Origin of the sequence: Pseudomonas sp. B2M1-30, from assembly GCF_025447575.1 — a bacterium.
Lineage (GTDB): Bacteria > Pseudomonadota > Gammaproteobacteria > Pseudomonadales > Pseudomonadaceae > Aquipseudomonas > Aquipseudomonas botevensis.
In genome coordinates, this window is record NZ_JAOEJT010000002.1 from 656330 (window position 1) to 670060 (window position 13731).

Below are 13731 nucleotides of genomic sequence, written 5' to 3' on the forward strand. Positions count from 1 at the left end.
GGCTTCAGGCTCCCATCAGCAAAATCAGCGTGGCGCACACGCAGACGTACAAGGCGCCCTCGAACAGCGCTTCATGCCAGACAAAACGCAGCAGTCCCACACGCCGCAAGCCCCAGTCCAGCAAAATGAAAACAGGAATGGCCAGCAACAGGGCCTGGGCAATCGGCGGCAGGTAAACCCCGCCAATCTCGAAATCAATGGGCAAGGGCCGGCACTCCTTCAGGGGTGGTCTGTTGCAGATGCTCCCCGTGGCGCTCGAGAAACGACACCACGATCAGCAACGCAACCCGCATGCGAAACACAGACCACAGGTGCTCATGGCTGGCGACATGCAAGTCGTCCAGTTCATCGCCCAGGGCGTGAAGCGTGGCGAGCAGTGGACTCAATGGGGCATCGGGCCGACCGGCGACGAAGCGTCCGGTCTGGCGCAGGGCAGCCAACAACGTCTGGCTGAAGGTGTCACTGAGCAACCTGTTGTTTTGTACCTGCTGACGCAACTGGTGCATCGCCACACCCAGTGCCACACAGCCGAGGCTGACTTCGTACAATTGCTGCATCGCCCGGTCATTGGCCGCCGGCAGCAGGCCGAGCATCGTGGTCAGGCGGTCGACCATGCGACTCTCGAAGGCGAATTGCTGCTCATCGGTCGCCGGTGTCTTCGTCAGGCTGTACACCTGTTCGCGCGCTTCGTTATACAGGCGACGAATCCGCAATACCGGACGGAACGGGAAGATCCAGGCATAAACGATCAGCGCCAGCACTGCCGCGCTGATGTAGGCCCCGGCGAATTCGAACCATTGGATGGCGCTGTTCTGGCCGGTGCCGACATTCTGTGGCCCGAGCAGCAGGAAACTCGTCAATCCCAGCCCCATGCCAATGCCGGCAGTCGCCGGACTGGCGAGGCCTACCGCGATCACATAGAGCAACGGCGCGAGCAGCAACGCCAGCAACTCGAAGTCGCTGATCGCCGGCACCAGCATGAATTGATAGAACGCCGAGACCACCAATGCCACCCCCAGGCCCCGGGCGTAACTTTGCGCGGCCATGAGCGGTCGGGGAAACGTCGCCATCAGCGAACAAAGGATGCCCACCAGGATCATCCCGCCCCGGGCACCGTCCCAGGCGGTTTCGATCCAGATCAGCCCGGCCGCCAGCAGTGCGGTAAAGGCGCGAATCGCGTTCATGGTCGCCAGGGTGAAGTCCAGGTGCAACGGATTGGATTGGCCGCGAAACATGCAACTGGCCTCACGGCCCTCCTGAATCGCATCGCTCAATTCCAGAATCTGCTCAAGCTGCTGCAGCAAGCGCGCCTGCTCCCAGCGCAAGGCCCACGCCAGCGAGCGCAAGGTCGCACTCATGTCTTCGGTCAGTTGCTCGGCCTCGTAGGCCAATTCGTCGAATTGCTGTTGCAGGGTCACGAAGTGATGCCGCGCGTCGGCCGATAACGCCCGCCCCTGTTGCGCCAGTTGATCGAGGAACGCCAGCTCCTCGGCGCGCAAACGCTGGATGTCCAGCGGCAAATCACCCTTCCAGCGCTCGGTCAGCAATTGCCGCTGATGGCGCAAGGCGGTCAGCCGGGAGGTCAGCAACATCAATTGATTGCCCAGCAACAGCACCAGATTGTTGGCACTGCGCAAACGCGGGGCATCGAAGTACAAATGCCGGCGCAGGCCTTCCAGGGCGCTGATTTCGCCGAGCAGTTGCATTTGCCGACGCTGAAAGTCGGCCTCGCTTTCTTCGGTGCGGATCACGGCGGCGGCGTGGGTGGCGGCCAGTTTGATGACCTGATCGACCTTGGCGAAGTAACCTTTCGCCACCGCCTCCGGGCGTGCGGTCAGCAGGCTGACGACGCAGACGCACGCCACCGCCAGCAGGGTTTCGGTGACCCGCGTCACCGCCAGCAGAAATGTACCGTCCTGATCCGGGATCGCCAGCAACGCCACGACCACGGCGGTGTAGCCGCTGAGCACGAACGCCTGGGAGCTGGTGTAGCGCAGCAAGGTGCCACCAGCGGTACACAGCGCGAGCCACAAGGCCAGGGTGGCAATGAACGGCAACGGCGCCTGCGGAAAAATCGCCATGATCAGCACCGCCACCGCCGCGCCCAGCGTGGTGCCGATGATCTGGCCAAAGCTGCGCGCCAGTGCCATCCCGGCCAGCGGCTGACTGACAATCACCACGGCCATGATTGACCACTTGGGCTGATCCAGATCGAACACGAATGCCAGATACAGCGTCAGCAGTCCGGCGGCAATGGTTCGCAGGGCAAACAGCAGCACTGCCTGACCGGGATGGATCACGGCTTTGAAGTAATTGAACAGGGCTTGCATGGGCACACTCATCGAAACAACTTCTGCAAGCGTAGACACTGGTTCGAAGCCCCGACAGGTTATGTGGGTCGACGCAGGTTGTAGGGCGATTCGGCGCTACGCCGACGCTCTGTAACGCGCCAATCGCCAAATCGGGGCGCCATTCACATTCGGCGGACACAGGGTTTGACTCACGGCGCGAGCTGGTCGAAGCTTGCCGCTCTGCTTCAGTTCGACAGCTTCGGATACTTGCATGCCTCAGTCCCGCCGCTACTTGCTTATCAGCCTTGGCCTCGTGCTGGTGCTCGTCGTTGCCTGGTTGTCCTTGCGCAGCACCGCGCCGGTGGTGCCCGAAGCCATCAAGCATGGCTACAGCGAAGCCTTGTCCGCCGCTCGCGCCGGGCAGCCGGGTGCGGCGCGGGTGCTGTACCAGCAATTGGGCCGTCCGGATCTGTCGGTCAAGCGCCGCGTCTGGCTGCACGCCGAATTGCCCAACTACCCGAGTCCGCAGGCCCTGAAACTGGCGGACGCCGACCTGCAGAACGAAGCGGTCGACGTGCGACTGGCGGCAATCAAGAGCGTGGTCGGACTGGTGCCGGGCGGTCCGCGCAGCCTGTTGCTCGGGCCATTGCTCGACGATGAGGACCAGGGCGTGCGGTTTGCCGCCATCAATGCCCTGCTCGGCTTGTCACCTGACGAGCTCGGGCTGTATTTCGCGCCGCTGCAACAAGCCATCGACGGCTGGGAGCAAGTGCTGAAGAACCAGCCGCCAAGCGCGGCGAACTTCGCCCAACTGGCACGATTGCACCTGCATAATGCTGAGTTCCAGCAGGCGCAGGAAGCGCTGGATCAAACCCTGAGTCTGGAGCCCGGCAACCTGCCGGCGCTGGTGATGCAGATCGATGTGCTCGACCGACAGGGTCAGAGCGATGCCGCCCGCCAGTTACTGGCCAAGCAACTGAAGGCCCAGCCCGACTCGGCCTATCTGCAACATGCCCTCGGTCTCTGGCTGTTGCACCATGACCAGCGCGAATACGCCCTGCTCGGCCTGTCGAAAGCCGTCGAGCTGGAGCCTGACAACAAGGATTACCGCTACGACCTCGCCACCACCTTGCACGATGCGGAGGAACTGGAAGCGGCGCAGAAGCAGTTGCAGGAAATCGTCCAGCGCCATCCGGCTGACCGCAAGGCGCGGGTGCTGCTGATCAATTACTGGAAGGAAAGCGGCCAGTTGCAGAACGTGCAGATTCTCCTGGCCCAGCTTGAGCAAATGAATCCGGACGACCCGGCGCTGCAACAGGGACTTTGAGCACTTTCGACAGCCTTCTCGATACATCCGCAAAGAAACAGCGGAACCGTCATCTCGGCCAAGGGTCAAGTGAACAGGCAACCCGACTCAGCGCTTGCCGTCCGTTGCCTCGACTCCCTGGTCATGAGAGGGCCATTTTTTGACGACATCCAATGTGTTCAACAGTGAAAAAGCCAGTACCGGCATCGAAGGTCTGGACGACATTCTGGCCGGAGGCCTGTCGCGCGGTCATGTGTTTTTGCTGGAGGGCGAACCCGGCACCGGCAAAACCACCATCGCGTTGCAATTTCTTCTGGCGGGCGCCCTGGCCGGCGAACGTTCGCTGTACATCACGCTGTCGGAAACCGAGCGCGAATTGCGTCAGGGCGCGGCGTCCCACGGCTGGGAGCTGGACAACAACATCGAGATCTTCGAGCTGACGCCGCCGGAAAGTCTGCTCGACGCCGAACATCAGCAAAGCCTGCTGTATTCGTCCGATCTGGAACTGGGCGAAGCGACCAAACAGATTTTCGAGGTGGTCGAGCGCTTCAAGCCGACCCGGGTCATTCTCGACAGCCTGTCGGAAATTCGCCTGCTGGCGCAAAGCTCCCTGCGCTACCGCCGACAGATCCTGGCGATCAAGCATTACTTCTCGCGCTACGAAGCCACCGTCCTGCTGCTCGACGACCTGACCACCGAGTTGCTGGACAAGACCGTCCACAGCGTCGCCCATGGGGTGATCCGCCTCGAAGAACTGACACCGAATTACGGCGCCGAGCGTCGGCGAGTCCGGGTGATCAAGTATCGCGGCCAGAAATATCGTGGCGGCTACCATGACTTCACCATCCTGGCAGGTGGCGTCCAGGTGTTCCCGCGACTGATCGCGGCGGAACACCGTGGTGAATATGCGCGCGTGCAGATGAAGAGCGGCATCGCGGAAATGGATGCCCTCCTGGGCGGCGGCATCGAGACCGGTTCAAGCACATTGATTCTCGGCCCGGCGGGGACCGGAAAATCGCTGATTTCGATGATTTTCGCCACCGCCGCCGTGGCGCGCGGGGAAAAAGCCGCGTTGTTCGTCTTCGACGAGGAACTGGGGCTGCTGTTCGAACGCATGAAGAATATCGGCATCGACCTCAAGGCCCTGCTCGACACCGGCAATCTGCTGATCGAACAAGTGGATGCGGCGGAACTGACCCCCGGCGAGTTCTCGCACCGGGTACGCCGTGCCGTCGATGAGGGGCAAATCTCGACCGTGGTTATCGACAGTCTCAACGGCTATCAGGCAGCCATGCCGGAGGAAAACGCGCTGGTGCTGCACATGCACGAACTGCTGCTGTACCTCAATCGCAAGGGCGCTGCGACCTTCATGACCGTCGCCCAGCACGGTCTGGTCGGCGACATGATGGCCCCGGTCGACATCACTTATCTGGCCGACACGGTGATTCTGCTGCGCTACTTCGAGGCGCTGGGCAAAGTGCGCCGGGCGATTTCGATCATCAAGAAGCGCACCGGCAGCCACGAATCGACCATCCGCGAATACCGCATTTCCGCGCAAGGCATGACCATCGGTGAACCACTGGAAACCTTCCAGGGCGTATTGCGCGGAGTGCCGACCTATCTCGGTGCCAGCAGCCCGCTGCTCAAGGACGAAGGCCTGTGAGCGTCAGCGTGCCGCTGTCTGAAAGGGCACTGATCCTCGCGCCTCTGGGTCGTGACAGCCAGATTGCCCAGATGATTCTGGGTGAAGCGGGCTACGGCGGGGTGATTACCCGCGACCTCGGTGGTCTGTGCAATGAGCTCGCGCCCGGCGCCGGGCTGCTGCTGATCGCGGCGGAGGCGCTCAACGGTCCGGATCTGGAAACCCTGTTGCTGTACCTGGAACAACAACCCGCGTGGTCGGATCTGCCGATTGTGTTGCTGACCCACCATGGCGGCACCGAGCAAGGTCCCTCTTCCAATCTCAGCAAATCCTTGGGCAACGTGACCTTTCTCGAGCGCCCTTTCCACCCGGCAACCCTCGTCAGCCTGGTGTCGACGGCCCTGCGTGGTCGACGACGGCAGTACGAAGCGCGCGACCGGCTGATCGACCTGAGCGAAAGCGAACGGCGCCTGCAATCGACGCTGGAAACTCTCGAACAACAGGTCGAAGAACGTACCGCGCAACTGCGGCACAACGAAGAAGCCCTGCGCCAGTCGCAGAAAATGGAAGCGGTCGGTCAGCTCACCGGCGGTATCGCACACGACTTCAACAACATGCTGACCGGGATCATCGGCAGCCTCGAATTGTTGCGTCGACGCCTGGCCCGTGGCCGTACCGACGACCTCGACAGCCTGATCGACCTCGGCGTGACCTCGGCCAACCGCGCCGCCGGCCTGACCCATCGCTTGCTGGCGTTTTCCCGCCGGCAGTCGCTGGACTCCAAAGCCGTGCAAATGAACACCCTGGTTCTGTCGATGGGTGAATTGCTGCAACGCAGCCTCAACGAAAGCATTCGGCTGGACATGCAACTGGACGACAATCTGTGGGTCGCCGAGGCAGACCCCAATCAACTGGAAAGCGCCCTGCTCAACCTGGTAATCAATGCCCGGGACGCCATGCCCGACGGCGGCAAGCTGAAAGTGGCGACTGCCAATCAGGTACTCGATCCAGTCTTCACCGAGGCCTACAGCAACCTCGAACCTGGCGACTACGTGGTGCTCAGCGTCAGCGACAGCGGTTGCGGCATGCCGCAGAGCGTGATCAACCGCGCGTTCGATCCGTTTTTCACCACCAAGCCCATCGGTCAGGGCACCGGTCTGGGCCTGTCGATGATCTACGGTTTCAGCAAACAGTCCGGCGGGCATGTGTCGATCGACAGCGAAATCGATCAGGGCACCACGGTCAAACTGTACTTGCCGCGTTTTCGCGGTGAAGAGCTGCCTGACACGCCTATCGATAGCCAGCAAAGCCCCGACGCACTGGATGGCGAAACCGTGTTGATCGTCGAAGACGACCCGGCCGTGCGGGTGCTGGTGAGCGCAGTGTTGAGTGAGTTGGGTTATGCATTTGTAGAAGCGAGTGACGCCGATGGCGCCGTGCCGATACTGGAGTCAGCGCAGCGCATCGACCTGTTGATCAGTGACGTCGGCCTGCCGGGAATGAACGGGCGGCAACTGGCGGAAATCGGCCGGCAACACCGGCCTGAGCTGAAAGTGCTGTTCATCACCGGTTACGCCGAACACGCGGCGGTACGCGGTGGCTTCCTCGATCCGGGGATGCAGATGATCACCAAGCCGTTCACCTTCGATTTGCTGACCGCCAAGGTGCGGGAAATGATCAAAACCTGAAGTAACGTATCGATCCCACGCCATTCGTGGGATCGATACGGCAGTGAGTCACGCCAGCAGTTCCTGAATCTTTTCCTGCAACACGTCCAGATCGAACGGTTTTTCCAGAATCGGCGCCCTGCGGGTGATCGGGCTGCCGGTCTCGCGGATTTCCTGCGGATAGCCGCTGATGAAGATCACTTTGAGGTCGGGGCGCAACTTGACGGCGGGTTCGGCGATCTGCACGCCGGAGATGCCGCCAGGCAGTCGAAAATCGGTGATCAACATGTCCAGGTGCGGCTTGCTGGCGAGAATCTCGAAAGCCTGTTCACCGTTTTCCGCCTGCAGCACGCGATATCCCTGCCCCGACAGGAAATCCGCCAGCACCATCAAGATAACCGGTTCGTCCTCGACGATGAGTACTACATCTTGTGCATCTACGCTCATGGGAAGCCTTTGTTCGGTCAATAGCTGCTGATACGACCGTGCGGTCAATCAGAGGTTGCGTTTGTTTCGCCAATTTCCTGGAGCGGCAGACAAACGCGAAACAGGGCGCCCTCGTTAATCCTGCTTTCGACGACGATGGAGCCGCCATGGGCGGCCACGATCTGCTCGGAAATGAACAGACCCAGCCCGAGTCCGGCGACCACCGTCTTGGCGGAAACCCGTTCGAACTGTTGAAAAATACGCTTCTGGTTTTCCTCGCTGATGCCGATGCCACGATCCTGGACCTCGACCCGCGCCTCCCCTCCTGCGCAATACACCCGCACCTGGATCGGACTCTTGCCGCCGTAGCGCAGGGCGTTGGTCAACAGGTTAGTCACCACCTGCTCAATGCGGAACTCGTCCCAATGCCCATATACCGGCTCCGGCGCGCTGAAGCTGACCTCGGTTTCGGCGACCTCGATCTGCTGCGCGAAATTCTGCAACAGATGCTCCACCAGTTGCGTCAGGTCGAAACGGCTCGGGCGGATCGACAGCTTGCCGGTGCGGATTCGCGACACATCGAGCATGTCCTCGATCAGGCGAATCAGGCTTTTGATCTGCCGCTCGTCGCGATCGACCATGGCCTGCATTTTGTCGAGGGTGAACGCCGCGGCGTTGTCCCGGGCCAGATGCATCTTGCGCAGCTGAGTTTCGAGGATAAGGCCGTTGAGCGGCGTGCGCACTTCATGGGCGACGATCGACATGAAATCGTCGCGCATGCGCACCGCCTGCTCCAGCTCAAGCTGAGTACTCTGTAACTTCTGCAGCAGCGCTTCCTGCTCGCGGCGACTCTGCTCCAGGGCCTCGACCTGCTGTTTCATGGCCTTGCTCTGGCGATACAGGTCGACAAAGACGTTGACCTTGCTTTTCACCGCATGGATATCCAGCGGTTTGTGCAGGAAATCCACCGCGCCGCTTTCGTAGCCCTTGAACGCGTAGTTCAGCTCACGCCCGGCGGCGCTGACGAAAATGATCGGAATGTTCTTGGTTTTCTCGGTGCCGCGCATCAGCTCGGCCAGTTCGAAGCCGTTCATGCCGGGCATCTGCACATCGAGAATGGCCATGGCGAATTCGTGTTGCAGCAGCAGCGAGAGCGCTTCGTCCGCCGACAGCGCCTTGTAGACCGTGCGGTCCTCACGCTTGATCAGCGCTTCGAGGGCCAGCAGGTTCTCGGGCAGATCGTCGACGATCAGCAGTTTGGCTTGGATATTACTCAGCATGCGATTCGTTCCAGCTCGACAAGCAGACGGCCGATGCCGTGAATGGGAAGAATGTGATCCGGTTGATGCATCTTCAGGGCCGCCGCCGGCATGGTCGAAACCTGGGCATCAGCGGGGTCCTGGACGATGGTCAGCCCGCCCAGCCGTTTGACCTGCGCCAGGCCTCGGGCGCCGTCGTGATTGGCGCCGGTCAGCAGCACGGCGGCCAGCGCCGGGCCATAGACATCGGCGGCGGACTCGAACAGGTAATCGATCGAAGGACGGGAATGATGCAGGCGATCTTCAAGGCTCAGCGACAGGCTGCGATCCTGCTCCACCGACAGGTGATAGCCCGGTGTGGCGAAGTACACCGTACCGGCGCTGATGTCCTGTTTGTCGACCGCCTCGATCACCGGCAGCGCCAGGCGCCGGGTAAACACCTCGGCCAATTGGCTGCGACGCTCATCCGGCAAATGCAGCACGACGATGATCGGCAGCAGGAAACCCTCGCGCAGCGGGCCGAGCAACGTCAGCAAGGCCTCGACGCCACCGGCGGAAGCCCCCACCACAATCGCCTCGACCCGAGGCAAATCCACTGCGCCGTTCATGATTTGCGATAGATCCGTTCTTGTTTGACCAGGGGTACGAACTGGCTGGCATAGCTGGAAAAATCCAGGGTTTCCTTGCTGCCCAGCACCAGAAAACCACGGTGGCACAACGACTCGTGAAACAATCCGAACGCTCGATCCTGTAATTTTTTATTGAAATAAATCAACACGTTACGACATGAAATTAATTGAGTTTCGGAGAATACGCTATCGGTCGCCAGGCTATGATCGGCGAACGTCACGTTCTCGCACAGGCTCTTGTCGAAAATCGCGTAGCCGTAGGCTGCAGTGTAGTAGTCGGCAAACGAACGCTGGCCGCCGGCCTGCTGGTAATTGGCGGTGTAGGCGCGAACGTTCTCCATCGAGAAAATCCCCTGCTTGGCCTTCTCCAGCGAGCGTGGGTTGATGTCGGTGGCGTAGATGATCGTGCGGTCGAGCAGGCCTTCCTCGCGCAACAGAATCGCCATCGAGTAGACCTCTTCGCCGGTGCTGCAACCGGCGATCCAGATCTTGATCGACGGATACGTCTTGAGCAGCGGCACCACTTCCTGGCGGATGGCCAGGAAGTGCGAAGGGTCGCGAAACATCTCGCTGACCGGGATCGTCAACAATTGCAGCAACTGCATGAACGCGGTCGGGTCATGCAGGACCTTTTCCTGCAATGCCGAAATGGTCGCGCATTCGAACTGGCTCAACGCGTGTTGCACCCGGCGCTTGATCGACGCGCCGGAGTAATCGCGAAAGTCGTAGCTGTACTTGAGGTAAATGGCCTCGATCAACAAGCGCAATTCGATTTCGGTATTGGGTTCCACTAAATCCGTTCCATCTTCGGTAACCACACACGAATCAGCGAGAACAGGCGATCCAGGTCGATGGGCTTGGCCAGGTAATCATTGGCGCCGGCCTGCAGGCAGCGCTCCTGATCGTCCTTCATGGCCTTGGCCGTCACCGCGATGATCGGCAGCTTGCGCCAGCGCGGGTCCTTGCGGATCTCGATGGTGGCTTCATAACCATCCATCTCCGGCATCATCACGTCCATCAGCACCAGGTCGATGTCCTCGACTTCATTCAATCTTTCAATCGCCTCACGGCCGTTACGGCCGATCACCACGACTGCGCCTTTGGTTTCCAGGGCACTGGTCAGGGCGAAGATGTTGCGTACATCGTCGTCCACCAGCAGCACTTTGCGACCTTCGAAGACCTTGTCGCGGCTGCGGGCGGTCTTGAGCATCTTCTGCCGTTCATGGGACAACTGCGATTCGACTTTGTGCAGAAAGAGTGTGACCTCATCGAGCAACCGCTCTGGCGAGCGCGCGCCCTTGATGATGATCGAGCGCGAATACTTGCGCAGATCGGCTTCTTCGTCGCGGGTCAGGTTGCGCCCGGTGTAAACGATCACCGGCGGGAACGAGCAGATGTCCTCGGTGGACATGCGCTTGAGCAGGTCGTTGCCGAGCATGTCCGGCAGCTTGAGGTCGATGACCATGCAATCGAACATCGTGGTGCGCAGCAGCTCCAGGGCATCTTGTGCGAGGCCGACGGCGGTGATTTCGATGTCCTCGTCGCCGATCAGCCGCGCGATGCTTTCGCGCTGCAAATCGTCGTCCTCGACCAGCAGCACCCGCTTGACCTTCTGGGTCAGCTTGGCTTCGAGGCGGGCGAACACATCCTTGAGTTCCTCGCGGGTGGTCGGTTTGACCGCGTAACCGATGGCGCCCATGTGCATGGCCGCTTCGACGCGATCCTCGACGGAAATCACATGCACCGGAATGTGCCGGGTCTCGGCGTGTTCCTTCAAGCGTTGCAGCACGGTCAGCCCGGAATGGTCGGGCAGGCGCATGTCCAGCAGGATTGCGTCCGGCACGAACTCTTTCGCCAGGTCATAACCCTCGTCCGCGCCGTGGGCGACCAGGCACTGGTAACCCAGTTCATGGGCCAGGTCATAGAGGATGTGAGCGAAGTTCGGCTCGTCCTCCACCACCAGGATGCAGCGGCTGTCGAACGGCGCTCTGGCACGGTCGTCATTGAAACGCGGGATGTCGACGTCCGGTAGCGGCGAAACCGGCGCTGCGGCGACCACCACCGGTTTGGCTTCCGCCGGGCTGAAGGTCAGCGGTGCAATCGGCGTGTCACCCGGCTCGCTGTACTGCTGCGGCAGTACCAGGGTGAACACGCTGCCCTGCCCCGGCGCGCTGCTGACGCTGATCGAACCGCCCAGCAGCGCCGCCAGATCCCGGGAAATCGACAGGCCCAGCCCGGTGCCGCCGTATTTGCGGTTGGTGGTGCCATCGGCCTGGCGGAAGGCTTCGAAAATGCTTTCCTGCTGATCCGCCGCGATGCCGATCCCCGAGTCGCGCACGATAAACGCGATGCGCTCGTGTGGCTGGCCGGCGATGGTCAGGCTGACCGTGCCGTGCTCGGTGAACTTCACCGCGTTGGACAGCAGATTCTTGATCACCTGCTCCAACCGCTGCCGGTCGGTGAACAGGGTGATTGGCGCATCAGGCTGCAAATCGACGGTGAAGGTCAGTTGCTTGTCCGCCGCCAACGGCTCGAACACCCCGCGCAGGCCATCGGCCAGACGCGCGACGCTGGTGTTCTCGGCAATCACTTCCAGCTTGCCCGCCTCGACCTTGGAGATGTCGAGAATGTCGTTGATCAGGTTGAGCAGATCGTTGCCGGCGGAATAGATCGACTCGGCGAACTTGACCTGTTCGGCGCTGAGATTGTCCTGGGGGTTCTCCGCCAGCAATTTGGCGAGAATCAGCGAACTGTTCAGCGGCGTGCGCAGTTCGTGGGACATGTTGGCGAGGAATTCGGATTTGTACTTGCTGGAGCGCTGCAACTCTTCGGCGCGCTCTTCCAGTTGCGCCTGGGCCTGATTGAGCTCGGTGTTCTTCTGATCCATGGCGTCGCGCTGTTCGGCCAGGGTCTGCGCCTGCTCAGCGAGTTGTTCGTTGGTCTGCTCCAGCTCGACTTGCTGGGTTTCCAGATGCGCCTGGGACTCCTTGAGAATCCGCGATTGCTCTTCCAGTTCCTCGTTGGCGGTCTTCAGTTCTTCCTGCTGCACTTGCAGCTCTTCGTTGAGCTGCTGGGTTTCGGCCAGCACTTCCTGGAGCCGCTGACGATAGCGGGCCGCCTCGATGGACGTACCGATGTTGCCGGCAATCAGCTCCAGCAACTCGATGTCGCGGTCGGTGAGCGGGCGCAGGAAACCCAGCTCGATCACGCCGTTGATTCGGTCGTCATCGCTGGTCGGCACCACCAGAACGCTGTGCGGCAGGCCTTCGCCGAGTCCCGAGCTGACCTTGAAGTAGTCGGCAGGCACCGAGTCGAGACGGATCAACCGCGCCTGTTGCACGACCTGACCGACGATACCCTCGCCGCTGTAGATCGATTGTTCCTGTTGTTCCTGCTCGCGGGAGAAGCCGTAAGTCGCCACCCGTTTCAGGCCGCCGTGATCCTCGCGCACATACAGTGCCGCCACCGCAGTACCCAGGTAATGGGCACAGAATTGCAGAATGTTGCGCCCCAGCAGGTTCAGGGTCAGTTGCCCCAGCACCTGTTCGGCCAGTTCAGTCTGGCCGGTACGCAGCCAGGCCTGTTGCTCCAGGCGATGGGCGCTGGCTTCCTGCGCGGCGAGGTTCGCGCCGTAGTTCTGGGAGAGATTGAGCAGATCGCGACGGCCGATGTAGGCCAGCAAGCCGCTGATACCGGCAATGAACAGCAGGTACAGGCTGATGCTCCAGATAGTGGTGCGGCGCACATCCTCGTTGCGGGTCGTGCGCAAGGTCTGCTCGGTGTCGATCACGTCCTCGAACTGCTTGCGGATCTCGTCAGTCAGGCGCTTGCCCCGCCCGGCCTTGACTGCCGCCCGGTAGTCGCCGCTGGCGCGCTGCAAATCGATCATCGATTGCGCATAGGTTGCCCATTCGTCCTGCAAGGCTTGCAGGCGGCGCAGGCGATCGGTCTGCACCGGGTTGTCGGCCGTCAGTTCGAGCAAAGTATTGAGGGCCACGGTGATGCGTGGCTTGGCCGTCTCGTAGGGGTCGAGAAAGTGTTCGTCGCCGCTGAGCAGGAAACCGCGCATGCCGGTTTCCAGGTCGACGGTGAGCTTCACCGCTTCATTGGCGTTATTGATCACCCGGTCGGTGTGCTCGACCCACTGGATCACCGACAACAGATAGGTGATCAACGAGACGAAGAACACGGCACTGATGGCGCCGACGCCCAGGGGCAGACTGACGTTGCGGCTCAGAAGTTTGCGAAACCGTTGCTCATCAACCGAAGACGGAGAGGACATGGGGCAGCCTTGTCGAACTGTCGAAAACCACGGAGTTTGCCCCAAAACGGCGACATGGATCCATTTTTCTCACAGATTTAGCACCATTTTCCTACATTTGCCTGCATCACGTTGCGTACCACCGGTTATCCTTGCCGGCCCCTGGAGTCGTATTCTTTTTTGTATCCATCCGGGAACTTGTGGCCATCCGCCACTTACTCATGCAAGAGACCGGCAATTTCGATCGACC

10 protein-coding genes are annotated in these 13731 nt (G+C 61.0%); 3 read left to right on the plus strand and 7 right to left on the minus strand.

What is annotated here, in order from left to right:
• Positions 1-4: 4 nt before the first annotated feature.
• Positions 5-205, minus strand: a complete 201-nt coding sequence (locus N8H74_RS06595) for a DUF1656 domain-containing protein (RefSeq protein ID WP_262146677.1) — start codon at positions 203-205, stop codon at positions 5-7.
• The gene (locus N8H74_RS06600; RefSeq protein ID WP_262146678.1) at positions 195-2330 is read right to left on the minus strand and encodes an FUSC family protein; all 2136 of its coding nucleotides are present in this window, start codon (positions 2328-2330) and stop codon (positions 195-197) included. The genes N8H74_RS06595 and N8H74_RS06600 overlap by 11 nt, the downstream gene beginning before the upstream one ends.
• 232 nt (positions 2331-2562) lie before the next feature.
• Here N8H74_RS06600 and N8H74_RS06605 point away from each other — a divergent pair, with 232 nt between their 5' ends.
• The 3 genes from N8H74_RS06605 to N8H74_RS06615 all read left to right on the plus strand — a co-directional run bounded on the left by N8H74_RS06605 (position 2563) and on the right by N8H74_RS06615 (position 6927).
• Positions 2563-3618, plus strand: coding sequence for a tetratricopeptide repeat protein (locus N8H74_RS06605; RefSeq protein WP_262146679.1), 1056 nt, complete (start codon positions 2563-2565; stop codon positions 3616-3618).
• 139 nt (positions 3619-3757) lie between these two features.
• Positions 3758-5260 carry an ATPase domain-containing protein gene (locus N8H74_RS06610; RefSeq protein ID WP_262146680.1) on the plus strand — a complete coding sequence of 501 codons (1503 nt, stop codon included), beginning with the start codon at positions 3758-3760 and terminating at the stop codon, positions 5258-5260.
• A complete protein-coding gene (locus N8H74_RS06615) occupies positions 5257-6927 on the plus strand; it encodes an ATP-binding protein (protein ID WP_262146681.1) in 1671 nt (556 codons plus the stop codon). The genes N8H74_RS06610 and N8H74_RS06615 overlap by 4 nt, the downstream gene beginning before the upstream one ends.
• Positions 6928-6975: 48 nt before the next feature.
• On the opposite strand, the gene N8H74_RS06620 is transcribed toward N8H74_RS06615, so the two are convergent.
• Genes N8H74_RS06620 through N8H74_RS06640 form a run of 5 tightly spaced genes read right to left on the minus strand, consistent with a single transcriptional unit; the run spans position 6976 to position 13502 of the window.
• The gene (locus N8H74_RS06620) at positions 6976-7353 is read right to left on the minus strand and encodes a response regulator (RefSeq protein WP_217831296.1); all 378 of its coding nucleotides are present in this window, start codon (positions 7351-7353) and stop codon (positions 6976-6978) included.
• 44 nt (positions 7354-7397) lie between these two features.
• Positions 7398-8612: a hybrid sensor histidine kinase/response regulator gene (locus N8H74_RS06625; protein ID WP_262146682.1), complete on the minus strand. Its 1215-nt coding sequence runs from the start codon at positions 8610-8612 to the stop codon at positions 7398-7400.
• The gene (locus tag N8H74_RS06630; protein WP_262146683.1) at positions 8606-9199 is read right to left on the minus strand and encodes a chemotaxis protein CheB; all 594 of its coding nucleotides are present in this window, start codon (positions 9197-9199) and stop codon (positions 8606-8608) included. Before N8H74_RS06630 ends, N8H74_RS06625 begins: the two co-directional genes overlap by 7 nt.
• Positions 9196-10011: a protein-glutamate O-methyltransferase CheR gene (locus N8H74_RS06635; RefSeq protein WP_217831299.1), complete on the minus strand. Its 816-nt coding sequence runs from the start codon at positions 10009-10011 to the stop codon at positions 9196-9198. Before N8H74_RS06635 ends, N8H74_RS06630 begins: the two co-directional genes overlap by 4 nt.
• The gene (locus tag N8H74_RS06640; protein ID WP_262146684.1) at positions 10011-13502 is read right to left on the minus strand and encodes a response regulator; all 3492 of its coding nucleotides are present in this window, start codon (positions 13500-13502) and stop codon (positions 10011-10013) included. Before N8H74_RS06640 ends, N8H74_RS06635 begins: the two co-directional genes overlap by 1 nt.
• Positions 13503-13731: the final 229 nt, after the last annotated feature.

Excerpts from the sequence above, each read along its gene's own strand:
- N8H74_RS06600 (WP_262146678.1), bottom strand. The coding sequence starts at position 2,330 with ATGCAAGCCCTGTTCAATTACTTCAAAGCCGTGATCCATCCCGGTCAG.
- N8H74_RS06605 (WP_262146679.1), top strand. The coding sequence starts at position 2,563 with ATGCCTCAGTCCCGCCGCTACTTGCTTATCAGCCTTGGCCTCGTGCTG.
- N8H74_RS06620 (WP_217831296.1), bottom strand. The coding sequence starts at position 7,353 with ATGAGCGTAGATGCACAAGATGTAGTACTCATCGTCGAGGACGAACCG.
- N8H74_RS06625 (WP_262146682.1), bottom strand. The coding sequence starts at position 8,612 with ATGCTGAGTAATATCCAAGCCAAACTGCTGATCGTCGACGATCTGCCC.
- N8H74_RS06630 (WP_262146683.1), bottom strand. The coding sequence starts at position 9,199 with ATGAACGGCGCAGTGGATTTGCCTCGGGTCGAGGCGATTGTGGTGGGG.
- N8H74_RS06640 (WP_262146684.1), bottom strand. The coding sequence starts at position 13,502 with ATGTCCTCTCCGTCTTCGGTTGATGAGCAACGGTTTCGCAAACTTCTG.